This is a genomic window from Capnocytophaga ochracea DSM 7271 (assembly GCF_000023285.1).
Lineage (GTDB): Bacteria > Bacteroidota > Bacteroidia > Flavobacteriales > Flavobacteriaceae > Capnocytophaga > Capnocytophaga ochracea.
This window is the reverse complement of the sequence record NC_013162.1, coordinates 1,586,767-1,612,563: the sequence shown is the minus strand read 5'-3', so window position 1 is coordinate 1,612,563 and position 25,797 is coordinate 1,586,767. Positions and strand designations below refer to the sequence as shown.

At 40.6% G+C, this 25,797-nt stretch carries 21 protein-coding genes and 1 pseudogene; 2 read left to right on the top strand and 20 right to left on the bottom strand.

Going from position 1 to position 25,797, the window contains the following annotated elements:
- Positions 1 to 134: 134 nt before the first annotated feature.
- The 10 genes and pseudogenes from glmS to COCH_RS06825 form a co-directional block, all read right to left on the bottom strand.
- Positions 135 to 1,976: a glutamine--fructose-6-phosphate transaminase (isomerizing) gene (gene glmS / locus COCH_RS06870; RefSeq protein ID WP_015782508.1), complete on the bottom strand. Its 1,842-nt coding sequence runs from the start codon at positions 1,974 to 1,976 to the stop codon at positions 135 to 137.
- Positions 1,977 to 2,006: 30 nt separating this feature from the next.
- Positions 2,007 to 2,459 carry a pantetheine-phosphate adenylyltransferase gene (gene coaD, locus COCH_RS06865; RefSeq protein WP_002677379.1) on the bottom strand — a complete coding sequence of 151 codons (453 nt, stop codon included), beginning with the start codon at positions 2,457 to 2,459 and terminating at the stop codon, positions 2,007 to 2,009.
- Between the two features lie 17 nt (positions 2,460 to 2,476).
- Entirely contained in the window at positions 2,477 to 3,454 is a 978-nt protein-coding gene (locus COCH_RS06860) for a D-alanine--D-alanine ligase (RefSeq protein WP_015782507.1), read from the bottom strand.
- 13 nt (positions 3,455 to 3,467) lie between these two features.
- Positions 3,468 to 4,772 carry a ribosome biogenesis GTPase Der gene (gene der, locus COCH_RS06855; protein WP_015782506.1) on the bottom strand — a complete coding sequence of 435 codons (1,305 nt, stop codon included), beginning with the start codon at positions 4,770 to 4,772 and terminating at the stop codon, positions 3,468 to 3,470.
- A gap of 59 nt (positions 4,773 to 4,831) precedes the next feature.
- Entirely contained in the window at positions 4,832 to 5,755 is a 924-nt protein-coding gene (locus COCH_RS06850; protein WP_034554187.1) for a DUF4300 family protein, read from the bottom strand.
- Positions 5,756 to 5,759: 4 nt separating this feature from the next.
- On the bottom strand, positions 5,760 to 6,305 hold the full coding sequence (fic, locus tag COCH_RS06845; protein ID WP_009417697.1) for a protein adenylyltransferase Fic: 546 nt from the start codon (positions 6,303 to 6,305) through the stop codon (positions 5,760 to 5,762).
- A 2-nt stretch (positions 6,306 to 6,307) separates the two neighbouring features.
- Positions 6,308 to 6,835: a GNAT family N-acetyltransferase gene (locus COCH_RS06840; protein ID WP_034554160.1), complete on the bottom strand. Its 528-nt coding sequence runs from the start codon at positions 6,833 to 6,835 to the stop codon at positions 6,308 to 6,310.
- A 97-nt stretch (positions 6,836 to 6,932) separates the two neighbouring features.
- Positions 6,933 to 9,401: a M1 family aminopeptidase gene (locus COCH_RS06835; protein ID WP_015782503.1), complete on the bottom strand. Its 2,469-nt coding sequence runs from the start codon at positions 9,399 to 9,401 to the stop codon at positions 6,933 to 6,935.
- Between the two features lie 99 nt (positions 9,402 to 9,500).
- A complete protein-coding gene (locus tag COCH_RS12695) occupies positions 9,501 to 9,689 on the bottom strand; it encodes a hypothetical protein (protein ID WP_394330119.1) in 189 nt (62 codons plus the stop codon).
- Positions 9,666 to 10,078 (bottom strand): annotated as a pseudogene (locus tag COCH_RS06825) (TonB-dependent receptor); the annotation flags it as partial. The gene COCH_RS12695 and the pseudogene COCH_RS06825, both read right to left, overlap by 24 nt.
- 782 nt (positions 10,079 to 10,860) lie before the next feature.
- Here COCH_RS06825 and COCH_RS06820 point away from each other — a divergent pair.
- Positions 10,861 to 11,835, top strand: a complete 975-nt coding sequence (locus COCH_RS06820) for a lytic transglycosylase domain-containing protein (protein WP_009411264.1) — start codon at positions 10,861 to 10,863, stop codon at positions 11,833 to 11,835.
- A gap of 16 nt (positions 11,836 to 11,851) precedes the next feature.
- On the opposite strand, the gene murI is transcribed toward COCH_RS06820, so the two are convergent.
- The 6 genes from murI to porG form a co-directional block, all read right to left on the bottom strand.
- Positions 11,852 to 12,661, bottom strand: coding sequence for a glutamate racemase (gene murI / locus COCH_RS06815; RefSeq protein ID WP_015782499.1), 810 nt, complete (start codon positions 12,659 to 12,661; stop codon positions 11,852 to 11,854).
- 102 nt (positions 12,662 to 12,763) lie between these two features.
- On the bottom strand, positions 12,764 to 13,297 hold the full coding sequence (locus tag COCH_RS06810; RefSeq protein ID WP_016479699.1) for an OmpH family outer membrane protein: 534 nt from the start codon (positions 13,295 to 13,297) through the stop codon (positions 12,764 to 12,766).
- A gap of 30 nt (positions 13,298 to 13,327) precedes the next feature.
- Positions 13,328 to 14,422, bottom strand: a complete 1,095-nt coding sequence (locus tag COCH_RS06805; RefSeq protein ID WP_009417703.1) for an OmpH family outer membrane protein — start codon at positions 14,420 to 14,422, stop codon at positions 13,328 to 13,330.
- 69 nt (positions 14,423 to 14,491) lie between these two features.
- Complete coding sequence (gene bamA / locus COCH_RS06800) at positions 14,492 to 17,026, bottom strand: outer membrane protein assembly factor BamA (protein WP_015782498.1); 2,535 nt, start codon at positions 17,024 to 17,026, stop codon at positions 14,492 to 14,494.
- A 4-nt stretch (positions 17,027 to 17,030) separates the two neighbouring features.
- Complete coding sequence (locus tag COCH_RS06795; RefSeq protein WP_009411260.1) at positions 17,031 to 17,753, bottom strand: isoprenyl transferase; 723 nt, start codon at positions 17,751 to 17,753, stop codon at positions 17,031 to 17,033.
- A gap of 15 nt (positions 17,754 to 17,768) precedes the next feature.
- Positions 17,769 to 18,464, bottom strand: a complete 696-nt coding sequence (gene porG, locus COCH_RS06790; protein ID WP_034554165.1) for a type IX secretion system protein PorG — start codon at positions 18,462 to 18,464, stop codon at positions 17,769 to 17,771.
- An 877-nt stretch (positions 18,465 to 19,341) separates the two neighbouring features.
- Between porG and trxB the strand changes: the two genes are divergently transcribed.
- A complete protein-coding gene (gene trxB / locus COCH_RS06785; protein WP_015782497.1) occupies positions 19,342 to 20,283 on the top strand; it encodes a thioredoxin-disulfide reductase in 942 nt (313 codons plus the stop codon).
- A gap of 93 nt (positions 20,284 to 20,376) precedes the next feature.
- Here trxB and COCH_RS06780 read toward each other — a convergent pair whose 3' ends face one another.
- The 4 genes from COCH_RS06780 to COCH_RS06765 form a co-directional block, all read right to left on the bottom strand.
- Positions 20,377 to 22,296, bottom strand: coding sequence for an LTA synthase family protein (locus tag COCH_RS06780; RefSeq protein WP_015782496.1), 1,920 nt, complete (start codon positions 22,294 to 22,296; stop codon positions 20,377 to 20,379).
- 11 nt (positions 22,297 to 22,307) lie between these two features.
- Positions 22,308 to 22,610 carry a hypothetical protein gene (locus tag COCH_RS06775; RefSeq protein WP_015782495.1) on the bottom strand — a complete coding sequence of 101 codons (303 nt, stop codon included), beginning with the start codon at positions 22,608 to 22,610 and terminating at the stop codon, positions 22,308 to 22,310.
- Positions 22,598 to 23,368, bottom strand: coding sequence for a 5'/3'-nucleotidase SurE (surE, locus tag COCH_RS06770; protein ID WP_015782494.1), 771 nt, complete (start codon positions 23,366 to 23,368; stop codon positions 22,598 to 22,600). Before surE ends, COCH_RS06775 begins: the two co-directional genes overlap by 13 nt.
- 100 nt (positions 23,369 to 23,468) lie before the next feature.
- Complete coding sequence (locus COCH_RS06765; protein WP_015782493.1) at positions 23,469 to 25,796, bottom strand: glycoside hydrolase family 20 protein; 2,328 nt, start codon at positions 25,794 to 25,796, stop codon at positions 23,469 to 23,471.
- Between the last annotated feature and the right edge of the window lies 1 nt (position 25,797).

The window sequence follows — 25,797 nt, the reverse complement described above, 5'->3', positions numbered from 1 at the left end:
GCAAGGTATATAGTACAAAAGCAAATAAAAAAGAGTATTTTGTTATATCGAGCTCACTTCAAACAAAAAAAGAGTCAATTTGTAAGTATACAAATTGACTCTTTTTCTAATTGAGAAATTGGGAAATTACCAAATTATTCTACGGTTACTGATTTGGCTAAATTACGAGGTTGATCGACATTGCAACCGCGCTTGATAGCGATATAATAGGACAGCAACTGCAAAGGTACTGAGGCTAAAATAGGGGTAAGCGCCTCACTGATTTCGGGTATTTCAATCACGTGGTTTGCTAAGCCCGCCATTTGGGTATCGCCTTCGGTTACTACGGCTATAATTTTACCTTTGCGTGCCTTTATTTCTTGTGCATTGGAAACTACCTTATCATAATGTCCTTTAGACGGTGCGATGAATATCACCGGCATATTCTCATCGATAAGGGCGATAGGTCCGTGTTTCATCTCGGCAGCTGGATAGCCTTCGGCGTGAATATAGGATATTTCTTTGAGTTTTAAAGCCCCTTCCAAAGCGGTAGGGAAGTTAAAACCACGACCTAAATACAAGCAATTGGTAGCTGTTTTATAGCTTTCGGCTATTTCGGCTATCTTGTGATCGACTGTTTTGATAGTGGTTTCGAGCAACTGGGGCACACGTTCTAATTCCTTGCAAAGACGGTGATAGGTTTCCGTACTGAGGGTACCCTTCTTATGTCCTAAATGCAAAGCGATAAGGGTAAGCACCGTAAGCTGGGTGGTAAAGGCTTTGGTAGAAGCTACCCCTATTTCAGGACCTGCGTGAGTGTAAGTGCCTGAATGGGTGATACGCGCAATTGATGAACCTACCACATTGCAAATACCGTAGATAAAAGCTCCTTTTTCTTTCGCTAATTTGAGGGCTGCTAAGGTATCGGCGGTCTCACCCGATTGCGAAATAGCAATGACGATATCCCCTTTATTGATAATAGGGTTGCGATAGCGGAACTCTGAGGCGTACTCTACCTCCACAGGAATACGAGCGTATTCTTCTAACAGATATTCACCTACCAAGCCTGCGTGCCACGAAGTGCCACACGCTACAATAACGATGCGTTTGGCATTGAGGAAGGTCTCTAAATGATTATCTATTCCTGATAGTTTGGTAGTATGGTTGGGCAAGAGGCGACCGCGCATCGTGTCTTGGATAGACTTAGGCTGCTCGTAGATTTCTTTGAGCATAAAATGGTCGTATCCGCCTTTTTCAATTGCTTCGAGGTTGAGTTTGAGTTGTTGTACAAACGGACTCACCTGCTCGTTACTGCCTATTTTAATCACTTTCAACGGTTTGTTGAGGTGAATGGTAGCCATTTCGCCATCTTCTAAATACACAGCATTTTGGGTGTATTCTATAAAAGGAGAGGCATCGGAAGCGACGAAGAACTCTCCATCACCTACCCCTATTACCAATGGACTACCCAAGCGGGCTACTACTATTTCCTCAGGTTTGCTTTCCTCCATTACAGCAATGGCAAAAGCGCCAACCACCTCGTTGAGCGCATAGCGCACGGCAGTCTCTAAATTGACGTTTTCTTTTTCTTTGAAGTATTCGATGAAGTTTACTAATACTTCGGTGTCAGTATCTGAATGGAATACAAATCCCTCTTTGATGAGGTTTTGCTTGATACTCTCGTAATTCTCAATAATTCCGTTGTGTACAATGGCTATTTTGCCAGAGTTAGAACGGTGAGGGTGTGAATTGATGTCGTTAGGCACTCCGTGGGTAGCCCAACGGGTATGCCCCATACCGCAGCCATAAGTAGGAACATTTTCTCCTGCCTTGGCTACCAAATCGGATACTTTGCCCTTGGTTTTTTCTCCGTAAAAACTCTCAGCGTTTAAGATAAAACCTGCGCTGTCGTATCCGCGATACTCTAAGCGTTTTAAACCATCAATCACGATGGGAAAGGCGGCGCGTTTGCCTAAATAACCTACAATTCCACACATATTTTTAAGTTCTTTTTATTATTTATTAATTTATACTCTTACACTTTCGGGCACTAATACGGTATAATCACCGTGATTGCGAATAACATCGCGCACAATAGACGATGATATAAACGAAGTACGCGCTGCCGTAAGTAAAAAGACAGTTTCTATTTGAGATAATTTGCGGTTAGTATGCGCAATAGCTTTTTCAAACTCAAAGTCGGCTGGGTTGCGCAAACCTCTGAGGATGAACTGAGCATCGATTTCTTTGCAGAAGTCTACCGTAAGTCCTTGGTAAGTTGTAACTTTTACTTTGGGTTCATCGGCAAAGGCTTTTTCGATAAACTCTTTGCGTTGTTCTACCGTAAACATATAGTTCTTGTCGCCATTAACACCTATGGCAACCACAATTTCATCGAATAGGTCTAAAGCGCGTTTGATAATATCGTAATGACCTAAGGTAATGGGGTCAAATGACCCTGGAAATAAAGCTCTTTTCAATGATTAACGATTAATGGTTAGTGATTCAATACTCGTTCAATTTCGCTTTCGAATAGTTCTTCAAGGCTAATACCAGCTACTTTAGCTTGTTGAGGCAGTAAACTAGCTTCTGAAAGCCCTGGTGTGGTATTCATTTCAAGCAAATAAGGTGTATCGCCTACTATGATAAACTCACTTCGGCTGAAACCTTCCATTTTTAACAATCGGTATACACGTTCCGCCAAAGCGTTGATTTTAGCAGTCATTTCGGCAGAAAGGCGCGCAGGGGTAATTTCTTGCGACTTGCCGTTATACTTGGCATCATAATCGAAGAAATCATTCTCGGATACAATCTCAGTCATTGGAAGAACTTTTATTTTCCCGCGATAGTTGATTACCCCGATAGAGATTTCAGTACCTTTCAAGAAAGTTTCGATGAGGATTTCGTCGTCTACTTCAAATGCTTTGTCTATATACATAGGCAGTTGAGCCTCTTCATATACTTTATACACTCCAAAACTACTCCCTGATTTATTAGCCTTCACAAAGCAAGGCAAGCCTACTTTGGCCACAATATCAGCAGTGTTGTAGTCTTCACCTTTGTTGAGATAGTAAGAAGGGGCTGAAAGAATTCCGAAAGGTTTGAGTACCGATAGCATATCACGTTTGTTGAAAGTAAGAGCCGAAGCATACATACTGCACCCTGTGAGCGGTAAGCCAATCAAATTGAAATAGGCTTGTAAATAACCGTCTTCACCTGGGGTGCCGTGAATAGCATTGAAAACAGCATCAAAAGTAATTTTACGTCCGTTTACTGTTACCGAGAAGTCGTTTTTATCAATAGGGTGTTCGTTGTTTTGAGTATCTACATACACCCATTTATCACGGTCGATACGCACGGGGTAAGGTACATATTTATCTTGGTTGAGGTTTTTGGCTACTACTGCAGCACTTTTTAAAGAAACGGGAGCTTCATTAGAGTATCCTCCCATTATGATTGCTATATTCTTTTTCATTTTTTCAATAGTATTACTTCTGACGGAAATACACGTCAATAGGCACGCCATTAAAATCAAAGTTCTCACGGAGTTTGTTTTCTATAAAACGTCGATATGGGTCTTTTACATACTGAGGCAAATTAGCAAAGAAAGCAAACTGTGGCATAGGTGTAGGCAACTGGGTACAGAATTTTATCTTGATGTATTTCCCTTTGATCGCGGGAGGGGGATAGTTCTCAATGATAGGCAACATCACCTCATTGAGTTTGCGAGTAGGGATACGCTTGGTGCGGTTGTTATACACTGCTACAGCCGTTTCTATGGCTTTGTAGATACGTTGCTTATTCAATGCCGATACAAACAAGATAGGTACATCGGTGAAAGGTTCTATTTCTTTACGGATAGCCGCTTCGTACTGTTTAGCCGTATTGTTTTCCTTCTCTACCAAATCCCATTTGTTTACCAATATCACTATGCCTTTGCGATTGCGTTGTGCCAACCAGAAGATATTAGCATCTTGGCTTTCAAAACCACGCGTAGCATCAAGCATCAAAATACACACATCGGAGTGTTCAATGGCGCGAATAGAACGCATTACTGAGTAGAACTCTAAGTCCTCTTTCACTTTGGCTTTGCGACGGATACCTGCTGTATCAACTAAGTTAAACTCAAATCCAAAACGGTTATATTTAGTGTCAATCGCATCGCGTGTAGTGCCTGCAATATCAGTAACAATATAACGGTCTTCGCCTATAAGGGCGTTGATAAAGGACGATTTACCCGCATTAGGTCTCCCTACTACGGCAAAACGCGGTAAGGTGTTTTCTTCTTGTTTTTCTTTTTCGGGCAAGAGAGCGACCAAATCGTCGAGTAGCTCCCCTGTACCGCTACCATTTACACTTGATAGGGCGTAGAGATGTTCAAAACCTAAGGCATAAAACTCGTGCATATCGTTGCGACGGTTGTTGCTATCTACTTTATTTACCGCTACTAATATCGGTTTATGGCATTTGCGCAACAACTCAGCCACCGATTCGTCCATACCGGTAAGTCCTTCTTCTACGTTTACCATAAAGATAATCGCATCGGCTTCGTCTATGGCTAAGGCAACTTGTTTGTTGATTTCTTTCTCGAAAGAATCGTCGCCTCCCGCTAAGTAACCACCTGTATCAATAACAGAAAAAGAGACCCCGTTCCAGTCGGTTTTACCATAATGGCGATCGCGTGTTACGCCACTTACAGCGTCCACGATAGCCTCTCGGCGTTTTATCAAACGGTTAAAAAAAGTGGATTTACCTACATTCGGTCGTCCCACAATGGCTACTATAGCACTCATAATACACCTACTTATTTTTTGCAAAGATAGAAATTAATTGACAAATGACAATTATCTTCTTACAATCGCTGTTCTTTTTTATATGGATTGGGGCGATATCCGTCCATTAAAGCATCGTTTTCCATTATAAACGGAATGGCATTGGGTTGCTCCCATTCTACATCATATCGGTTCATTAAGTAATCACTGAGCTGGGTGCGATTCTCTAGTTTTATTACCTGATAGGGTTCTTGAAAAGCGAGTTTTTCGATAAAGAGCAGCTTGCCGTCAAAAGGTACTAGTACCCCTACGTGTCCTACAAAAAGAGTGTTCTCCTCTGGGGTGATTTGGGAATGGAAGACTGCCGAAATAAGCGATGCCTTAGTAGGGTCGTTTTTATAACGGAAATTGATACCGCGTTCTTTCCACGCTTGTTGCATCGCCTGCAAATGAATGTTTACATCTTTGGTATTAGTAGTGGGCACCTCAGTAAAGAGGGTAAAAAAGTTATTTTCTTCCTCAGGGGTAAAGAACTTCTTAGGGGTATTATGCAAGGACTCACGGTCTATAAAAAGCACCTCATCTTCCTCTTTGCTAGCAAACTTTTTATTTGTGGGGAAAGCAATTAAATCACGCAAGAGGGTGAAAGAGGTAAGACGACAGTTATAACCTTGAAACATAGGGTATTTAGCCGTCCAAATGCTTTGTATAGCAACCTCATCATACTTAGGTAGCAAGCTGTCAATAGTAACAAATCCTTTGGGTACTAAGCCTGCTTTATCGCCTACTGTTTGGTTGAAAAGGGCTACACTCTCCAAAAAAGAGGCTACATTTTGCTCAGCTATTCCCGCTGCTGTAAGGGCTTTTTGCACTTCATCTTGGGTAGCGGTATCTACTAAATTAGAATAAGTGAGAGTAACTGCTGTATTTTCAGTTGTTGCTTTCTTCTGCTGGCAAGAAATTGCTACCAAAGAAAGAATAGTTATCAATAGAAGTCTTTTCATTGTTTTAGTCATTACTTTCATAATAATAAGATTGTTCTATACCTTTAAAAATTACTTCACGGTCGTTTACTTTATCAGTAAGGGCAGGTTGCAACAAAAAGCGCAATTCCAAATCGTTGATAGGGCTACGCTCCATTGCTTGGAGATAAGGAGCTTTATCTATCAGTTGCCAATTCACTACTTTGCTTAAGCGTTTTTTGAGTATCAAGTCGAGCCATATACGAATAGCACGTCCATTGCCTTCCATAAAAGGGTGGGCAATATTCATCTCTACGTATTTGGCTACAATTTCTTCAAAAGTATTTTCAGGCATTTGGTCTATTACGGGTAGGATAGCGTGCAAAAACATCGCATTAGCAAACTTAAAACCGCCCTTGCTGATGTTTAGCCGACGTATCTCACCTGCAAAATCGTAAAGCCCCTCAAAAAGATAGCAATGTATCTCGCATAATCCTTTAGTGGTACCTACTTCTATTTGCTCTATAGTCCCACTCTCAAAAAGACGATAGGCATTTTGTAAACTTTGCGCGTCGATTTCTTGAGTATTCATCTTCAATTTTCTCTGTTTAATGTATATATCAAACTTGTATGTCTCTCCCCTGTGAGTGGAAACAAGAAATCTTCAATGGTATGATGGTAACGGAAGCCACATTTTTCAAGTACTCGCTGTGAGGCAATATTTTCCTCGTATGCGCCTGCCCATAGCTGGGTAAGGTTCACCTGTTCAAAAGCATATTGCAGTACCCTTAGGGTAGCTTCAGTAACATAGCCCTTACCCCAAAAGTCTTCTCCAAGCCAGTAGCCTATTTCAGCTTCATTTTCGCTTACAGGAAGATTGCTCTCTCCTTGTAAAAGCAAGCCTATACTTCCTATGGGAATGTTGTTTGCTAAACAAATAGCAAAACTATGAGACTTGCTAAGGACAACCTCAATAATCTTTTGGCTCTCTTCTACACTTTTGTGAGGGTTCCAACCGCACCGCTTGCCTATAATAGGATTGTGCGCTTGTGCGTATAAGGCTTCGGCATCTGTTGTTTTCCAGGGACGAAGCAAAAGACGCATTGTGTGAAGTGCTTCCATAAACTTAAATATTTTATAAATAGACTTTACCAAAGTTATCTGCCCGTGCGGCTCGCACCTTTGGCAAAGTTTATCATTAACCATTAAGCACTAACCACTACTTAAACATTTCTTTAATCTCTTCCAACATCTTAATCTGTTTCTTTACCGATTCAGTTTGGTTTAAGCCGCGTTTGATAGTAATACCTTCATCCAATACGTTTTTGAGCATCTCTTTAGCAGCAGGGTTCTCCATATCTTTAGCGATTTCTTTGAGTGATTCAGCCAATAGCTCCACGTGTGAAGTATTGTCTAAGTGCATTGCCCACTCATAGCCTTTCTTGAAGTTGACAGCTGTTTCAGGATTGTCCTTTTCAAAGAAAGGATAGTATATAAAATAAGGAAGTATCGCAGGGAGATACTGCTCCATTTGGTTGTCTACAATTACTCCTGATAATCCCGCTAATTGGTCGGTATCAAAGTCTTTAATACTTCCTTTTTCAAGTATACTCTTAGCGCGGGCGGGCTCAGTACGAGCTATCCCGTTAATAGCAGCATTCTTAATAGCCCCCGAAGGAGTTTCAAGGTATTTTTCAAATAAAGAAACGTATTTGTTTTTGTCTTTTGAGGTAGCTAATACCCATATCGCTGCCGATTTAGCTAAGTTCTTAGGGTCAGAAGACGCAATCTTTTCTACCATTGCCATTTCTTTGGCATTGAGTTCATAATTAGCGAGTTTTTGTAATGCTTGTATACGCACTTGGAAAAAGGGGTCTTTAAGAGCAGCGAGCAAAATATCTTTGCCGTCAGGAGCCATTGGGGCACTTACCGCTTGCATTCTGCTCTTGAGCGATTTAGCGCGTTGCATTTGGTACAAATACTCTGCCCACGTTTTTTGGTATTGCTCATCTATCAGCACCACACCTTCGGGGTTGATATCTATCAACTCTGGGGCTTTCTTCATTGCGAAAGTAAAAGTATTTTCTTTACGAGCATCTACCCAAACACTATAACGCTCTGCCTTGCCATTTCTGTAAATATCTATATCCAACGGAAACTGAAACAAGAGGTCTTCGCTTTGTGTTTGAATGATTTTTAAGGTCAATTTACCATTACTAAACGTCTTTTCTACATTCACAGTAGGGTTACCATTGCCAAAGTACCATTGGTTGAAGAACCAGTTCAAGTCTTTACCGCTCACTTTTTCTAACGAAAGACGTAATTGGTGAGCTTCCCCCGTGCCGTATTCATTTGTTTTGAGGTAATCGGTAAGCCCTGCAAAGAAAGCCTCATCACCAAGATAATTGCGCAACATATGCAAGATAGCCCCGCCTTTGTTGTAAGATACCAAATCGAACATATCCTCACGTGAATCATAGCCAAAGCGCACCAAATCTTTTGCAAAATCATTGACGCGGTGTTGGTATTGAAGGGTGTTATTGCTAAGGTGGTATTCTGCGGCATCTTTGCCGTATTTGTGTAGCAACCACAAGTATTCGCTGTAGTTAGCAAACGACTCGTTTACGGTGAGATTCGACCAGCTTTCGGTAGTTACCAAATCACCAAACCAGTGGTGTGCCAATTCGTGTGCGATAATAGGCTCCCAATAGTTTTGGTCAGCCAAAGCTTCTGCGCTCTGATAAGCACTCTCGGCGTGGCTTACAGCCGTAGTGTTTTCCATTGCTCCACTCACAAAGTCGCGCACTACCATTTGGGCGTATTTAGCCCACGGATAGTCATAGCCAAAACGCTCAGAGAAGAACGTAATCATCTCGGAAGTATTTCCAAATATCTGTTTTGCAACAGGCTCGTATTCCTTTTCTACATAGTATTCAATAGGCACCTTACCGCGCCAAGGCGTATCTTTTACTACGGCAAACTCTCCTGCCCCCATAAAGAAAAGATAAGGTGCGTGAGGCTTGTCCATCACCCAATAGTCGGTGCGCATATTGCCTTTCTTATCACTGCTTTTTAGCACCCCGTTAGAGAGGGTAACAAAGCTATCGGGCACTGTCATTTCTATTTCTTGAGTAGTCTTTTGGTTGGGCTTGTCGATGGTAGGAAACCAGCACGAAGAGCCTTCTGTTTCACCCTGCGTCCATACTTGGCGCATAGGCTTATCGGCTTCTCCGTTAGGGTTGATAAAGTAAAGCCCTTTCGCATCGGTAATCGCACGACTGCCCTTATCAGTTACCTTTTCAGGCTGTGCCGTATAGCGAATGTACACGGTATAGGTCTCCCCTTTTTGGTAAGTTTTGTTGAGTTTTATTCTCAACATATCGTTCTTATAGCTATAAGAAAGAGACTTTTGCTTGCCGTTCTGTTCCAAAGCCACCTTGTGGATAAGCATAGCCTTTGCATCGAGGATAAGGCTATCGGTAGCATAAAAATAAGGAGAAGCAGTAAGCCATTCTTCGCCGTTGAGTGTTTGGTTAGTGAAGTTAAAATCTACCTTCAATTTCGTGTGCTTTAAGGCAGTTTTCTTCTCAGGAGTAGCACGATAGAGGCTTCGCCCCGAAGTATCCGTCTGTGCAAAAGTGTAGCCCGAAAGTAACAGGGCAATAATAGTAAAAAGTGTTTTTTTCATTAGCTTATTTTATTGCCTTGAAAAATATATTTCCAAGAGATAATTTCAAGTGCAAAGATATAGCTTTTTGCCATTATAGCGAAATAAAACACCAAAAAATCACAACCGTTGTACTTCTTCCAGTTCATTTACGTGTGCCTCTTTAGCTTTTCCAAATTGGTAAGTGAGGTTCAGTTTAAGCTGTCGGCTTTCGCTATTGCCGTAAGCATAAAGGTCTAAGTTAGGCAAATGGCTCTCGCTGTCCCAACGTTGGGTGTGGAAAATATCGGTAGGACTTTCGTAGCGCAAGCCATTTTGTAGGCGCTCACTGCCGTAATCCATTGCGTAATGCCCCAACTGATGATTATAACCCAAACGCAAAATACCCTTCTTCACGCTGTGTTGCAATTGGAGTTCTGTGTTCTGTCGCAGATTCCACCAATACGACACAAATAATCACCTGTACTTTCAATATAAATGCGCAACTTACGAGGAGGAGAAGTAAAGCTAAAGAGTCTGTTAGTTCCCGTAAGAGGTTCGCTTACAATAAGGTTCGTATCAGCATCTAATACTTTAATAGCTACTCTGGGAATTCCCTCAAGCGAAGCGTTATGGACGAAGCCTTTTACAGTGTATTGTGCTTGAGCAGAAAGGGTAAGCTCACAAAAAAGAGCAAGAAAGAAAATAAAACTTTTCATTAAAATATTGTTTATGGCGAATACTGGTGCAAATGTAAAATAAAAAACACACTCCATAAAAAGAATTAACTTATTTTATTGTTTTACTTTAACAAAGTTTCACATTCGTCCTTCGTCCCTCATCATTCGTCATTTCTCCTTTTTTCCCTCGCCACACTCCCCCTTTTCTGTCATACTCCCTCCTATTACCTATGCCCTAAGACTCCACACCACCCCATTTTCTCATTTTCAAATTTGCTAATTCTCTAATTTCTCTTCCCTTTTTTCCGTCCCTACATTCCCCCTCTCCTTGGGAGAGGGACGGGGTGAGGATTCTCTTTCTTTCGCCTCGAAACCTCATTTTTAACATTTTTAGCCTTGTTGTATTATATTATAAATCAACTTTTTATACACCCTTTCTATACCAATCGTCCAAGATTCGTATAAGCTTCCTATAAGCTCTCTATAAGCTAACCCCACCCTCCTTACACCCTTTTTTCACCAAAATTCCTCTTAACCTTCTTCCGAATCTCTTCGATATCTTCCGAAAGTTCAGAACATCTTTAAGATTCTCCAAAAACTCCGACGAACCTCTCTCCCCATTTCACAAGGCGTAGGCTTGATTTTGTTTAAAATTTGTTTAATTTCTGAGGCACAGCCTCATTCCTCTAACTCAAACTCGCACCTCATTTCCTCATTTGCTAATTTTCTAATTCTCCAATTCTCTAATTTTCTCATTTCTAACATTATTTGGTATTAAAGAATTATTTACTATCTTTGCCCCAATCTATACAAAAGAAAAAATGATGAAAAGAACGATACAATATTTGCTCACAGGTGGAGGAGTAGTTTTGCTCTCTGGTTTTTTGGTCAATGCAATGTCAGTTAAAAAAGAAGAAAACAACATCTACGAACAAGCAGAAGCCGAAGTAGCCCAGAACCCTCTTTCAGCTCAAGAAACTCATCATAAAAGCGATTTCTCTAATGATTACAGAGTTTTTGCCATCGATTTACCCGAAAAATTAGACTTTGCTGGTGAAAGAGTACCTTTGGAAGACCCCGATGTACACGAGCGTTTAGACCGAGAGCTTATCGTAAATACCTATTGGCAATCCAATACTTTGTTGGTGCTCAAGCGTGCTAATAAGTACTTCCCTATCATCGAACCTATCCTCAAACGCAATAATATCCCCGATGATTTCAAATATTTAGCCATCATAGAAAGCGGACTTACCAATGCGGTATCACCCTCTGGTGCAAGTGGCTTTTGGCAACTTATGAAACCCGCCGCTCAAGAATACGGCTTAGAAGTAACCGACCAAGTAGACGAACGTTATCACATAGAAAAAGCCACCCAAGCTGCCTGCGATTATTTAAACAAAGCTAAGCGCAGTACAGGTTCGTGGACGATGGCTGCCGCTGCTTATAATGCCGGTATCTCAGGAATGAATAAGCAAACTTCTTTTCAAGAAACTAATAATTATTATGATTTATGGCTAAGCTCCGAAACTTCACGCTATGTTTTTCGTATTTTAGCTCTAAAAGAGATAATGAAGCACCCTAAGAAGTACGGCTTCATCTTCGAGAAGAAACATTTGTATAACGAACTGCCCACTTACAATGTAATGGTAGATTCCACCATTGAAAATCTCACCCAATTCGCCAAGAGCCAGAACATCACTTATAAAGACCTAAAACTATACAATCCTTGGCTACGCGATAAAAGGCTAGATAATATAGACGGTAAAGCGTATTATATCAGGATTCCCAAGAAATAGTTTTTAAGGATAAATATTAGAAAGTAGAAATTTTCAAGTGTTCGACATTCTTGGGCGCAAACTGTTGCAATACTTCTACCTTGCCATTAGCAAGCCAAAGGTGTTGTGGCTCTGCAGTAGCATCATCATTCAGTAAATGATGTTGAGAAAGTATATTGCGCGTTTGTTTAGCTACCGCATACCCCGAATCTATTACCTTTATGTGTGGAGGAATGAGTTCTTGTATTTGTGGTAACAAATAAGGGTAATGAGTGCAACCTAACACCAAATAATCAATCCCTTCGGCAATCATAGGTAAGAGGTATTTACGTAATAATAGCGTCATTTCAGGACTCTTTATACGTCCCGCTTCTATAAGGTCTACTAGCCCCTCCCCTACTTGCTCTATAATTTCCACTTGCTCTTCCTGTTTAAGGTGCTCACTGGTTTTAGCAAAAAGGTCGCTGGCAAGTGTACTGCGGGTTGCTAATACCCCTATTTTCTTAGTAACACTCTGCAAACTCGCAGGTTTTATAGCAGGTTCTATTCCTATAAAAGGTACTTCTTTATATTTATTCCTCAAATACGATATAGCATTGGTAGTACCCGTATTGCACGCTACTACTATAATTTTTGCATTATTTTCTAACAGAAAACGCGTATTGGCATCGCATAATGCAATGATTTCTTCCTTAGTCTTCTCACCATAAGGGGCATTTTTATTATCTGCTATAAACAGAGTATTCTCATTAGGCATTAGTGCGTTTACTTCTTTCCAGATAGTAGTTCCCCCTACTCCAGAGTCAAACAAACCAATAGGTGCTGTGCGTGATGTTGAGTGAGTCATTTTAAAATAAGGTTCTTTTCAGTTGCAAAAATAAAAAAAAGTGTTCACTTAGCGAACACTTTTCATAAGAAAAAATATCTAATAATTTTAAAAACCTACGAACTAAAATCCTAAGTCCTTTTTAACTGTACTGTAAAGGTCATCTCCTGTAGCTACAATCACGCTTGAGCCTGCACTTGAATCCAATACGTACTGAAGTCCTCTTTGCTTAGCAATTTTCTCAATAGAGCTTTTTACCTTTTTAAGCAATGGCTCTACCAATTCTTGTTGCTTTTTCTGTAAATTCTCAGCAGCAGTTTGTTGTGTTTTACGGATATTTTCTTCCATAGTTTTAATTTCCTCTGATTTTTTGAGGAATTCTGCTTCACGAGCTTTAAGTTGTGCCTCTGTAAGAGCAGCAGCTTCATTCTGATACTTTTGAGCCTTAGCTTGCAATTCTTTAATAGCTGCTTGAATATCGTTCATATATCCTTGCTCCATTTTCTTTAATTGTGACTCTATTGATTTTCTTTCAGGCATTTCTTCTAAAAGTTTTTGCACATCAATATGAGCGATTTTCACTTGTGCAGTAAGCATTGTAGTAGCTCCTAAGAATAGAGCCAATGCAATCATCAACGTTCTAATGTTTCTCATCATCTGTTTGTAATATTAGTTATTTAAAAATTTTTACTGATTTGTTGTAGGCGTTTGTGTTCTCGCCTCTTGTTGTTTTTTAAGGCGCTCGGCTTGTTCTTTTTCACGTTGCACCCTTTGCTCTTCAAGTTTCTTTTGGCGTTCAGCTATTTCCTTCTCACGCTGTTCTTTCTGTTCTTGTAACTTCTGTTGGCGTTCGGTTTGTTCTTTGTCGCGTTGCGCCTTTATAGAATCGCGCTGTTGTTGGAACTTCTGCTGACGCTCAGCTTGCTCTTTCTCACGTTGTGCTTTAAGGGCATCGCGCTCTTGTTGGAATTTCTGTACACGTTCGGCTTGTTCTTTTTCGCGTTGCGCTTTAAGGGCGTCTCGTTCTTGTTGGAACTTCTGCTGACGCTCGGCTTGTTCTTTCTCGCGTTTCGCTTTGAGCTGTTCGCGCTGTTGCTTCATTTCTTCAGTCTTGCGCAAACGTTCTTGTTCGTATTGTACTCGGCGTTGCTCACGTGCTTTTTCAGCTTCTTTACGTTTCTTAACGCGTTCTTCTACAAACTCAAAATCATAGCTTTCTTTTAAGAGCTGAGCCATATCTTTGTTCCTATCTTCGGCATTGTCTTTCTTCTTCAAGGCACGAAGCACTACTTTACTCAAGTTATGTTGCTCATTAGAGAATAACATAGTGGCATCACTCTTTTCAAAGATAAAGTCGTATTTACGCATCTTGCCTATCTCTTGCACTATATTAAACACTTGGTCTTGGATAGGCTTAGCAAGCATAAACTTTTGGGTGATATACTCTCCTTCCTTAGCATCAAACTTCTGCTGTTTATAGGCATTCAAGTTGTATTCTAACAGAGCTATTTCTTCTTCTTTATCTTTGATAAGCTCGGGAGTAAGTAAAGCTTTCTCAGCTTCTAACTTATCTTTTTCAGCCTTTATCTTTTCTTGGCGCTTGGCTATTTCAGCCTCCCATTGCTCTACTTGTAAGGCAAACTGCTGGCTTGCTACTTTATAATCTTCGAGGTGTGATAATATGTAATCCATATCCACATAGCCAATACGAGATGGCTTTTGTGCATAAGTAAAACAGGCACTACACAATAGTACTATAAATAACGCTTGTAGTTTGTTCATAACATTTATCAAATGTATATACTACTTTTTAGCCTTCTCTTTTCATAAAAGAAAATATCGTGCCAAAAATTAGAATTGTTGTCCAAAAATAAAGTGTGTTTGCCAGCCACTGCGGTTATTGCTATTGGCAGGGTTATCGAAACCATATCCAAAGTCAATACCCAGCATACCGAACTGTGGCATAAAGAGTCGCAATCCTAAACCTGCTGAACGCTTAATCTGGAAAGGATTAAAGTTCTCTAATCCATTGTGTACATTACCTCCTTCGGCAAATACTAAGCCATAGATAGAAGCCATTGGTTTAAGAGTAATAGGATAACGCAATTCCAGAGAGAACTTGTTAAACACAGTCTCGCCATCATCGGCGGAAAGGGCATAGTTTTCATACCCGCGCATTTGTATGTTTTCACGTCCGTCCATAGAGTAATAGCCTAAACCATCGCCTCCCATAAAGAAACGTTCAAAAGGTACTATACCGCGTTTGCTGTTATAAGCTCCCAAATAACCAAAATCAGCACCAAACTTTAATACAAATTTACTGTAAATATTGGTATACCAAGCTGAGGTAAATTTAAGCTTATAAAACTCTAACCAGTGAAAACGCTCTTGGTCTATTTGTGCTATTCTTTCAGAATCGCCGTTATTAGATGCAGTTTCACGTTCTTCAAGCAGTTTGCCATAATCTATCTTATTGAACAATGAGTAAGGAGGGGTAAGCTTCGCACTAATTGTAAAGCTACTTCCTGACATTGGATAGATAGGGTTAGGACCACTTGAGTTACGCGATAGCGAAATAGTATAAGCTAATGAATTAGAGTTACCATCTTTAAAAGTAAAGAGTCCTAAATTAGGATAATTCTTCAAATCATAATGCTGATAGCTTAAAGTATGAGCGATTTGGAAATAATCATCGGGGACTCTCAAACGTTTGGCTAAACCTACGCTTATTCCTGTGATATACACACGTTTACTCTTATCTACATCATAGCTCCTGTAACTATACCCGAACTGTTCGGTTCTACTGAATGACACTGAGAACTGCACAGGCTGTTTACCTCCCATCCAAGGCTCGGTAAATGAAAACCCATAAGTACGGTAGTACCTACTTATTTGGAAACTGAGTGATAGTGCTTGACCGTCGCCCATAGGCACTGGACGATAGGCTTTGGGGTTGAACAAGTTGCGAATAGAAAAGTTATTGAATGAAAGGGCAAGTGTACCTATGAATGAGCCTCCACCATACCCTCCTTGCAACTGCACTTGGCTTGAACCTGTTTCGGTGAGTTTATATTCTATATCAACGGTTCCTGCATTAGGGTCGGCATTTTTAAACTCTGGATTGATGTTTTGAGCATCGAATAGTTGCAACTGTCCTAACTCACGAACGGTACGCACTACGGCATCTTTGCTATATAAATAACCAGGACGTGTGCGCAACTCGCGATAAATTACATAATCGTTAGTCTTTTCGTTACCTGTTACTGATATTTTATTAAAATAAGCAGGCTTCCCTTCTACCACGCGTATTTCGAAATTGATAGTATCATTTACTACTGAGGTTTCTACAGGGTGTATTTGCGAGAAGAGATAACCACTATTTTGATATAAGTTGGTTATATCTTCGGCATCGGGTTTGGTATTGTCTTGAATGCGTTTTTTGAGCAATACTCCGTTATATACATCGCCTTTTTTGATACCCAATACTTGATTGAGCACACGGTCGTTATAGACTGAGTTTCCTAAGAAGCGGATATCACCGAAATAATAACGCTTCCCTTCTTCTACTGCTATATTAAGACTTACGTTACCGTCTTTATTTTTAATAAGTGTATCGTTTACCACACGAGCATCGCGATAGCCTTTTTCTTTATAGAAATCTACGAGGTTTGTTAAATCTTCGTCGTAGTCTTTCTTAACATATTTGGAGCGTTTCCAGAAACGACCGAAACGCACTTGTTTTGTCTTTTTGAGCTTCTTGCGCAACTTAGCTGAGGTGAATTGCTGATTGCCTTCAAAAGTAATTTTATCAATTTTTACCTTATTACCTCTATCGATGTGAATGAGCATATCTACACCATTGGCATCGGTAGTATCTATTTTGGTATCGATGGTTACTTTGGTATTGAGATAACCATCTTTTCGATATTTATTAGTGATATAGTTTTTAGTATTAGCAATAAGGCTTTCGTTTACCTTTACTCCTTTTTTTATTTCGGCATCTTTAAGGAGGGTTTCTGCTTTTTTCTGTCCGATACCTGTTACTTTTACATCGACTAATGAAGGTGTTTCTTTGATAGCTAACTCTAAGAATACGGTATCACCTTCTACGCGCTTGATATAAATATTAATATCGCTAAACAACTTATAGCCCCATAGCTTATGAATGATGGAGCTGAATTTTTCACTGGGGATTTCGATTACATCACCTACTTTCAAACCCGAAGTAGTGAGGATAGTTTGTTCGTTATAACGTTTTGCGCCAGTAACTTCAATGCCACCAATTGTATATTTTCTTCCTTTTCCTAATGATATTCTATCTTCTTCTTGTGCACTTACAAGGCTTACAAAAGCCAAGAAAGCAAGCAATAAAAATTTTTTCAGCATAGTTTTACGTAAGTTGTTCGCTTGTTTTTCCAAATCGTCTTTCTCTATTTTGATAGTTTGATAGGGCTTCTTCTAAGTGTTTTTTTGTGAAGTCAGGCCATAATACTTCAGTAAAATAGAGTTCGGCATAGGCTATTTGCCATAATAAAAAATTGCTGATGCGCTCCTCACCGCTGGTGCGGATAAGTAAGTCTACATCGGGTAAGTCGTAGGTGTATAGGTGTTTTTGTAGTGTTGTTTCGGTAATTGTATTAGCAATAAGTGTGCCTTCTTTTACTTTTGCTGCAATTTCTTTTATAGCAGTTAGGATTTCTTCACGTGCTCCATAGTTGAGGGCTAAGGTAAGGGTAAGCCCTGTATTGTTTTTGAGTTTATCGATAGAAGCAAGTAGGGCTTCGCGTGGTTTAGGAGGGAAACGGTCTAAATTGCCAATGGTTTTGAGTCTTACATTATTCTTGTGCAAATTATCAACTTCCTTTTTTAGGAACTTTACCAATAGCTCCATTAGGGCTTTTACTTCTAAGGCGGGTCGTTTCCAATTTTCGGTAGAAAAGGCAAAAAGGGTGAGGTATGGAATACGGTGTTCCACACAATATTCCACTACTTGTCGCACAGTTTGCACTCCCTTTTCGTGACCATAGGCTCTGAGCAAGCCTTGTTTTTTTGCCCAACGCCCATTACCGTCCATTATAATAGCCAGATGCTTTGGATAGTTCGTAATCTCCATTGGTTTTAAGTGAAATTATCTACAATAGCAAGGCCATTCGCCGAAGGTGTAGGTAAGGGTAAGACCTGAGAAGGCGTACCAGTCGTAACTTCTTCCTATGTTACCGAATGTAAAGGATTTTCTTTCGGGCGCACTACCATCGACGTTGTTAGTAAGGGCAAAACGGAAAGCTACTTCACCTCCTAAAACAAGCCTTCGAGTGATTTTAGCTTTAAAACCGAAAGCTACGGGCACAGCCACATCGAAGTCGCGACGTGTAGTATCGGTAGCTTCAACGGGTTTGGGAGAGGAGGGGTCGAAGTACAAATCGTCGTGCCAAAGCCCAGCTATACCTACGAACACATAGGGGGTCATAGGCATATCGAGCAAATTGCCGATTCTGTAGCTAAAGAAATTGAACTCGGTGCCTACTGCCAAATCGGTAATATCACTTGAATAAGCGAACCCTCGGTTGCGTTTACCAGGGATATCGGACTGGACGTCGTTAGCTCTAAGTTCGGACTTAGTAACCTGCACACGAACTGCCATACGTTCGTGGAAATTCCATTTATATATCCCACCAAAAGCGATTTTGTTAGGATATAAATAATAGGTTCTACCAACATCTGAAATGGGGTTGCTTCCACCTAAGAAAACACCGATTTCGTGTTGCTGTGCCGATGCCATATGCATCGCCAATAGTATCAATGTAATGTGTATAAATCTGTACATACGCTATTCTATGCAAGGCGCAAATATACGTGTTTTATATGAAATAACATTTATTATTTCCTATTTTTTTATTTTGGATTTTTTAATTAGCTGTTAAAATTCTTTATATATCATTGATTATTAACACAATATAAGTATATTTATTTTTATAAAGAATTATAAGTTATCGGGGGTGATTTGTGAAAAGTGGGTAGACGAAAGGTGCTTGTAAGTAGGTAGCAAGAAGTACCTTTTGGTTGCTCTGTGAGACATCTGACGGATTTTTAATAAACCTTAAACGGAACTACAGTGGACTTATAGTGGCTCTACAGTGGCTCTACAGTGGCTCTACAGTGGCTCTACAGTGGCTCTACAGTGGCTCTACAGTGGCTCTACAGTGGCTCTACAGTGACTCTACAGTGGCTCTACAGTGGCTCTACAGTGGCTCTACAATGAAGACTAACCGAAGATTAATGGAATACTAACTGAATATTGATTGGACTTATAGTGCTACTATCTGCTCATATCACTGGTTCTACTGGTTAGACTTGTCGGACATAAAAATAAGTAGCGTGAGCTCGATGTAAAATAGCCAACGAATACTCGGAGTGGGGTATGCGAGAGATTGTGTTTCAGAAATTAAACAAAATTGATTTCAAAATTAAAATAGCATCAAGACTGCACCTTGTGAAATAACAATTCAAAATTCAACTTTGCCAAATTTTGAAACTTTGGCAAAGTGTATATACCGCAAAAAAGACTCATCATCAGAATTATTTATCGAACTGATATTAACTTTCAACTTCGTGCGTTTGCTCTGATTGACAAATTGGCAGGTTTGTAGATTGGTATTATTTTTGTAGTTTTGCACCCTAATTAAAAGAAAGAAAAAATTGCTATGGCAAACATTGAAAAGATAAAATGCCTAATTATAGGCTCAGGTCCTGCGGGCTATACTGCCGCTATTTACGCTTCGCGCGCGAACCTAAGCCCTGTGCTTTACCAAGGAGAACAACCTGGTGGACAGCTCACTACTACTAACGAAGTAGAGAATTTTCCGGGATATCCTGAGGGAGTAATGGGTAGCGAAATGATGATACAGTTAGAGCAACAAGCTAAACGCTTTGGGGCTGATATTCGCAACGGCTGGGTGACTAAGGTAGATTTTTCGGCTCACCCACACAAAGTATGGGTAGATGACCAAGAGCTCCACGCTGATGCCGTGATTATCGCTACGGGTGCTTCGGCTAAATACTTAGGTTTACCCTCAGAACAGCACTATTTGCAAACAGGAGGAGGCGTATCGGCTTGTGCTGTGTGCGACGGTTTTTTCTACCGCAATCAACACGTGGCTATTGTAGGGGCAGGCGACTCGGCTTGTGAGGAAGCGCTTTACTTAGCGAATCTTTGCTCGAAAGTAACAATGTTCGTGCGTCGCGATGAGTTCCGCGCTTCACAAATTATGAAGGAACGCGTGCTCAATTCGCCAAAAATAGAAGTGCTTTTCAATACCGAAACTGAAGAAATTCTCGGTGACGGACAAGTAGTTACGGGCATTAAAGTGCGCAACAACAAGACAGGGGAGATAAGCGAAATAGCTATCACAGGTTTCTTTGTAGCTATCGGTCACAAACCTAATACTGATGTGTTTAAACCTTATATCGACACTGATGAGGTGGGCTATATTAAAAATGTAGCGGGCACTTCGCTCACCAATGTAGCAGGGGTGTTTGTAGCTGGTGATGCTGCCGACACGCGCTACCGCCAAGCTATTACGGCAGCAGGCTCGGGCTGTATGGCAGCGTTGGACGCAGAGAAATACCTTCTTACTCTTGAATAGGTAAGAGGTAAAAGATAAAAGGTAAAAGGTAAAAAAGCGCGATGTTTATTATTCTAAACATCGCGCTTTCTCATTTGCTAATTGACTAATTTGCTAATTATTCAATTTATGGTTGATAATTCTATCCATATAGTCTTGCATAAAGGCTTTTAAATCTTTAATACCTTTTTGTATTTCGGCATTGTCTTCTTTGCCCAAGAGATTGTTTTTGAGAGCACCGTCTTCTTTCTTGTACACTCCGTTTACCTTGCCTGTTTCGTCGATGATATAGATGTAATTACCTTGCATCATTTGGTACATAAGCGCATCGGAGATAAAAGCGCGAGGCGTTTCATCAGGAAGATTGGCAAACACACTGCGCCCCCAAGAGCGGAAAGGCTTATGGTAACCCATTAGGTCTACTAACGAAGGATAAATATCTATTTGCTGAGTAATATCTGAATTTACACCCTTTGGCACCAAATTAGAGTTAGGGCTGTAGAACATAATTGCCGCTCCTTTGCCTGTAATAGGCTCTTTGTAAAGGTCGTAATAGATTTGGTTAGGGTGGTCATTGACAAAAGCAAAGATAGTATTGTTATACCAAGGTTGTTTTTTAGCACACTCAAAGAATTGTTTGAGAGCGTAATCGGTATAGCCAATACATTGGTGAATTTCTAAGTTGCCTTTAGGGAATTTGCCCTCATATTGCTTAGGAATTTGAAAAGGGTGGTGGGAGGAGAGTGTGAAAATAGTGCCTAAGAAAGGTTGTTTCTTTTGAGAATAAGTTCTGCACATATATTGGAAAAAAGGTTCGTCCCAAATTCCCCAGTGTCCATCGTCATCAGCATCGTTATTGTACTCATTCTTACCATAGTAATGGTCGAAACCTAAGATATTAGAAAAACCTAAGAATCCCATAGAACCATTGGGTGCTGAATGGAAGAAAGAGGTATCGTAGCCCATTTCTTTGGCGATAGACACCAAAGATTGTGTGGGTTGTTTCACATAAGGTGATGAGGTGTAAGCGACTTGAAAAGAGGGAATTCCTGCCAACATTGACGACATTCCGTGTATAGACTGACGTCCTGTACAATAAGCATTGTCGAGCACAAGTGAATGTTGTGCTAACGAGTCTAAGAAGGGTGTATACGACTTAAAGTCAGGAATATGGGTTTTAGTATTCATACAGCCCCAATACTCTTTGCCGAAACTTTCTAAAATAAAGAGGACGACATTAGGCTTGGTAGCTACTTCGCGGTTATACTGCTTAATAGGTTTTAAACTCTCATTGATGTAGGCTTCATCTACAAAGTGATATTCTTTAAATCCTTTGTTCTTACCCATACTGCGAATGAGACAAAAAGGCGTGTTTAGTATCGCATCAGCCTGAGGAGCTGTATTTACGTGTCGGCTAGCATCGAGCATATTGATAGGGCGTGTATCCGAAGTAAAACCACCGCCTCGTATAGCCATCATTATCAGAGTACCGAAGCCTAAGAAAAATACAGCAGACCAACCAAAATAAGATTTCTTTTGAGCAATAGGCACTTCGACGTTTTTCACGCGTTTATAAAGGAAAACCCAAAGAGCTATCAGTAAAAAGAAGCCTACAAACATATACCAATAGCCTCCTAAAAAGCTACTGAATATTTTCATTTTGTTGTTTTCGTGTTCTATAACTGCAAACGATGCCGAAGTAAGGCGAGACTTGCTAAAAGGGTAGTATGCCATATCAATAAAATTGGTGGCATAAGCAATCGTATTAGGTATAAAGTACGACCAAAAAACTACTTTCTGAAATTTCCTATGGGTATTTACCCACAAAGGTAGTAAACTGAGCAGTATGAACAGCAAATTAGTGTACATTATAGCACAGTTATCAAACGCCAATCCATAATAGAAAAGGTCGGATGTGTTATAATCACCCATCAGTCCGCGATTCATATAGATAAACAAACCACGTGCAATGGCATAAAATAAGTATACCAAGAAGATACGGTATAAGAAAACTACATATTCTCTGATTCTCATTGTATTTAATTTTAAGTGAATTGTAATAGCAGAATTATAAAGGCTAATACGCACGAAGCGATGAGTACACCACGTGCGCGTTCGTTTTCATAACGATTGATAAAAAAGAAGAAGATAGCAAGGTCTAACAGGGCTCCTAAGAGTATGAGTTTACCTAAATATCTCTTGTAATAGGCATCTTGCAAGGTAGTAGCAATACTAAACTTAGAGAAGATAAGCACATAGGCTATCACCCCTATTACATTTAGAACAATACCTGCTATAAAACCAATGATTTGGTCTTTGCGTTTTTGATTTATATTTAAAAATCCCATTGCTTTAACTCTTGAATATTTTGGTGAGCCGTAAGGTCAAATTGAATAGGCACTACTGAAATGTAGCCGTTTTCGAGAGCCCATTGGTCAGTATCAGTACCTTGGTCTTCATTCACAAAAGTACCTGTCATCCAGTAGTACACTCTTCCTTGCGGGTTCACACGTTTGTCAAAACTTTCTATCCAGCGCGAACGTGCTTGACGGCATACTTTTACGCCTTTTATTTCTTCCTTCTTGATATTAGGTATATTCACATTTAGCACTATTCCTTTGGGTAAACCATTAGTGAGTACTTTTTCGGCTATATGTTTTATATAAGCACGTGCTTGCGAAAAATCAGCATTCCAACTGGAGTCTAATAATGAAAAACCAATAGCAGGAATGCCCTCAGTACCCGCCTCAATAGCAGCACTCATCGTTCCTGAATATATCACGTTGATAGAAGCATTGGAACCGTGATTGATACCACTCACACAGAGATCGGGCAGACGACCATTCAGCACTTCGTGTTTGGCAATTTTCACACAGTCGGCAGGTGTACCACTACAAGCGTATTCGCGAGTAGCTCCGTTATGTGAGGGCATAGGGTCGCAGTACATAGTAGTATCGAGGGTAACGGCGTGCCCTTTACCACTCTGTGGCGAATCGGGGGCTACTACCACCACTTCGCCTAATTCTTTGATTATGTCTATCAGATAACGGATACCAGGAGCGGTAATACCGTCGTCGTTTGTTACTAATATTAAAGGTTTTTGCATACTAAAAAGTAAAGACGCGTTTTGTAGTCGCGTCTTTACGATGTGCAAAAGTACACAAATTTTAAATAAAAGCAATATTACATATGAAAAATATATATTTTTACATCAATTGGATTTCATCTACAAATAGTAAGGCTGGTGTGCCTTTACCCTCGTGCCATTCAGGGATTACAGTACCTTTGAGCACTACTTTCACATAGCGAGTTTTAGTTTTAGCAAAGTTCAAACTGATAGGCACACGCTTGATAGGGTCGGTCTTCTGGGCTATCTTCAAAGGTTGCTGAGTGATGAGCTGAAAGTTTTTTCCATCAGCAGAGCTGTAAATAGCGACTTCTGAGGCTGGAAATATCCAGTTAGGCGTATCGGCTAAGCTACCCGCTTTCAAGGTACTAAACTCTTCTTCTCTACCTAAATCGATTACTGCTTCTACTCCCACTCGACCAGGAAAGCCCACCCAATGTCCATCGATATAAGAATCTTCACCTATTTGCGCATCTACTAAGGCAGTAGCCCCTCCAAAAGTGTATTTAGGATTAGTTTCAGTGAGTAATTGTATAGGCTTGTAAGTAGCCTTATTAAATAACGACTGGTAGCTAAACACTCCACTTATGGTATCTTTATGCACAGCTACTGCTTTTAACAGCACCTCGTTGCTGAGTTTGATAGGCTGGGTATAAAGCGTTTTGGTAGCATCAGGAGTAGTGCCATCGGTAGTGTAGTACACCTTGCCATTGCCTACGGTGAGGAGTTCTACCTGAATACCATCTTTCTTAGGAGCGGGCTGAATCACAGGGGTAACGCCCAAGATGTGTTTGGCATAATGATATCCCTCTTTTTGGTAGTAATTGAGTAAGTTGCCTAAACGCTTCAAAAAGTCGGCATAGTTCTTTTTCTCTGGGGCTGTCCATTGTACCTCAGCTAAGGCAGCCAAGCGAGGCAAGAGCATATACTCAGCGTGTGCAGGACTCGCGATGTACTCTGTCCATAAATTAGCTTGTGCTCCTAAGATGTATTTACCTTGTTCGGGAGTGAGTTTAGGGTCGATAGGCTCGTAGTCGTACACCTTTTTCACGGGGAGGTATTCACCTATGGACAGTGGTTCTTTACTGGGGTCTTCGCCTTGGTTATAGTCGAAATACAAACTGTAATGCGGGGTCATAATAGCACGGTTGTGGCGTTGTGCTGCGGCGATGCCTCCTTCGGTACCTCGCCACGACATTACAATTGCGTCTTGTGAAATGTTATCTCCCTCCAAAATCTCGTCCCAGCCTATTACCTCTCTACCTTTCTTCTTGAGAAACTGCTCTACGCGCGATACCACATAGCCTTGTAGTTTCTGTTCGGCAGTGTGTTCAGCGTCGCCTTTTAAGCCCAATGCTTTAATTTTAGCCTGGCATTTAGGGCACTCTTTCCAACGTGTTTTAGGACATTCATCACCTCCTACATGAATATATTTAGAGGGGAAAAGTTCGGTAATTTCGTCGAATACGCCTTCTAAGAACTCATAAGAAGCCTCATTGCCGGCACAAAGTACATCGTCGAACACGCCCCATTTGGTACCTACTGCATAGTCCTTGCCTGTACAACCCAACTCAGGGTAAGCCGTGAGCACAGCTAAGGTATGTCCGGGGATATCTACCTCGGGAATAATCGTAATATAGCGGTCTTGGGCGTATTTTACAATCTCTTTAATCTGTTCTTGGGTGTAGAATCCACCATAAGGTTTGCCATCAAATTGGTGGGGTTTATCTTTGAGCAAATGCCCAATAAGCGTTTCTTTGCGTGTTGAACCTACCTCAGTAAGGCGAGGGTATTTTTTGATTTCTATACGCCACCCTTGGTCATCGGTAAGGTGCCAATGGAACTTATTAAGGTTATGAAGTGCGAGTATATCAATGTACTGCTTGATAAAATCTACTGTAAAGAAATGCCTGCTCACATCAAAATGCATTCCCCGATAGGCAAAGCGAGGCGCATCGTCTATCACAGCCGTAGGAAACGCTAAGGATTTAGGTTCTGTTACGTCAATCGACTTGCGCAAGGTTTGTATGCCGTAGAACACACCTGCGGGACTTGCTCCATCAATAGTAATTTGCTCACTTGCTACGGTAAGTTGATAAGCCTCTTGGTTAGGTTTTTTAAGGTCGGTTTTAAGACGAATAACCTTCCCACTATTTACATTGGGCTCAGTGGTAAGGGTTAGCCCTGTGATTTCTTTAAGATAAGAAGCGAGGAATTGGGCATTCCTTTGTAGTAAGGCATCATCTTGTGGATAGGTAATCACGGTTTGAGCATCGAGCTCAAAAGGTTTCTGATGGGTATAACTAATGGATTGTGGTAGCGGAATTACCTCGTAATGAATTACAGGCTCAGTGCCTTTACAAGCCATAAGACATAGTGTTACTAAACTAAATATAAGTTTTTTCATT

Bases quoted from the DNA above. Each gene is read 5' to 3' on its own strand.
- COCH_RS06860 (WP_015782507.1), bottom strand. From the start codon at position 3,454: ATGAAAAAGAATATAGCAATCATAATGGGAGGATACTCTAATGAAGCT.
- COCH_RS06805 (WP_009417703.1), bottom strand. From the start codon at position 14,422: ATGAACAAACTACAAGCGTTATTTATAGTACTATTGTGTAGTGCCTGT.
- COCH_RS06820 (WP_009411264.1), top strand. From the start codon at position 10,861: ATGATGAAAAGAACGATACAATATTTGCTCACAGGTGGAGGAGTAGTT.
- glmS (WP_015782508.1), bottom strand. From the start codon at position 1,976: ATGTGTGGAATTGTAGGTTATTTAGGCAAACGCGCCGCCTTTCCCATC.
- COCH_RS06775 (WP_015782495.1), bottom strand. From the start codon at position 22,610: ATGGGATTTTTAAATATAAATCAAAAACGCAAAGACCAAATCATTGGT.
- COCH_RS06835 (WP_015782503.1), bottom strand. From the start codon at position 9,401: ATGAAAAAAACACTTTTTACTATTATTGCCCTGTTACTTTCGGGCTAC.
- COCH_RS06795 (WP_009411260.1), bottom strand. From the start codon at position 17,753: ATGGAGATTACGAACTATCCAAAGCATCTGGCTATTATAATGGACGGT.
- COCH_RS06810 (WP_016479699.1), bottom strand. From the start codon at position 13,297: ATGATGAGAAACATTAGAACGTTGATGATTGCATTGGCTCTATTCTTA.
- porG (WP_034554165.1), bottom strand. From the start codon at position 18,464: ATGTACAGATTTATACACATTACATTGATACTATTGGCGATGCATATG.
- surE (WP_015782494.1), bottom strand. From the start codon at position 23,368: ATGCAAAAACCTTTAATATTAGTAACAAACGACGACGGTATTACCGCT.
- murI (WP_015782499.1), bottom strand. From the start codon at position 12,661: ATGACTCACTCAACATCACGCACAGCACCTATTGGTTTGTTTGACTCT.
- COCH_RS06765 (WP_015782493.1), bottom strand. From the start codon at position 25,796: ATGAAAAAACTTATATTTAGTTTAGTAACACTATGTCTTATGGCTTGT.
- COCH_RS06850 (WP_034554187.1), bottom strand. From the start codon at position 5,755: ATGAAAAGACTTCTATTGATAACTATTCTTTCTTTGGTAGCAATTTCT.
- COCH_RS06840 (WP_034554160.1), bottom strand. From the start codon at position 6,835: ATGGAAGCACTTCACACAATGCGTCTTTTGCTTCGTCCCTGGAAAACA.
- fic (WP_009417697.1), bottom strand. From the start codon at position 6,305: ATGAATACTCAAGAAATCGACGCGCAAAGTTTACAAAATGCCTATCGT.
- bamA (WP_015782498.1), bottom strand. From the start codon at position 17,026: ATGCTGAAAAAATTTTTATTGCTTGCTTTCTTGGCTTTTGTAAGCCTT.
- der (WP_015782506.1), bottom strand. From the start codon at position 4,772: ATGAGTGCTATAGTAGCCATTGTGGGACGACCGAATGTAGGTAAATCC.
- COCH_RS06780 (WP_015782496.1), bottom strand. From the start codon at position 22,296: ATGAGAATCAGAGAATATGTAGTTTTCTTATACCGTATCTTCTTGGTA.
- trxB (WP_015782497.1), top strand. From the start codon at position 19,342: ATGGCAAACATTGAAAAGATAAAATGCCTAATTATAGGCTCAGGTCCT.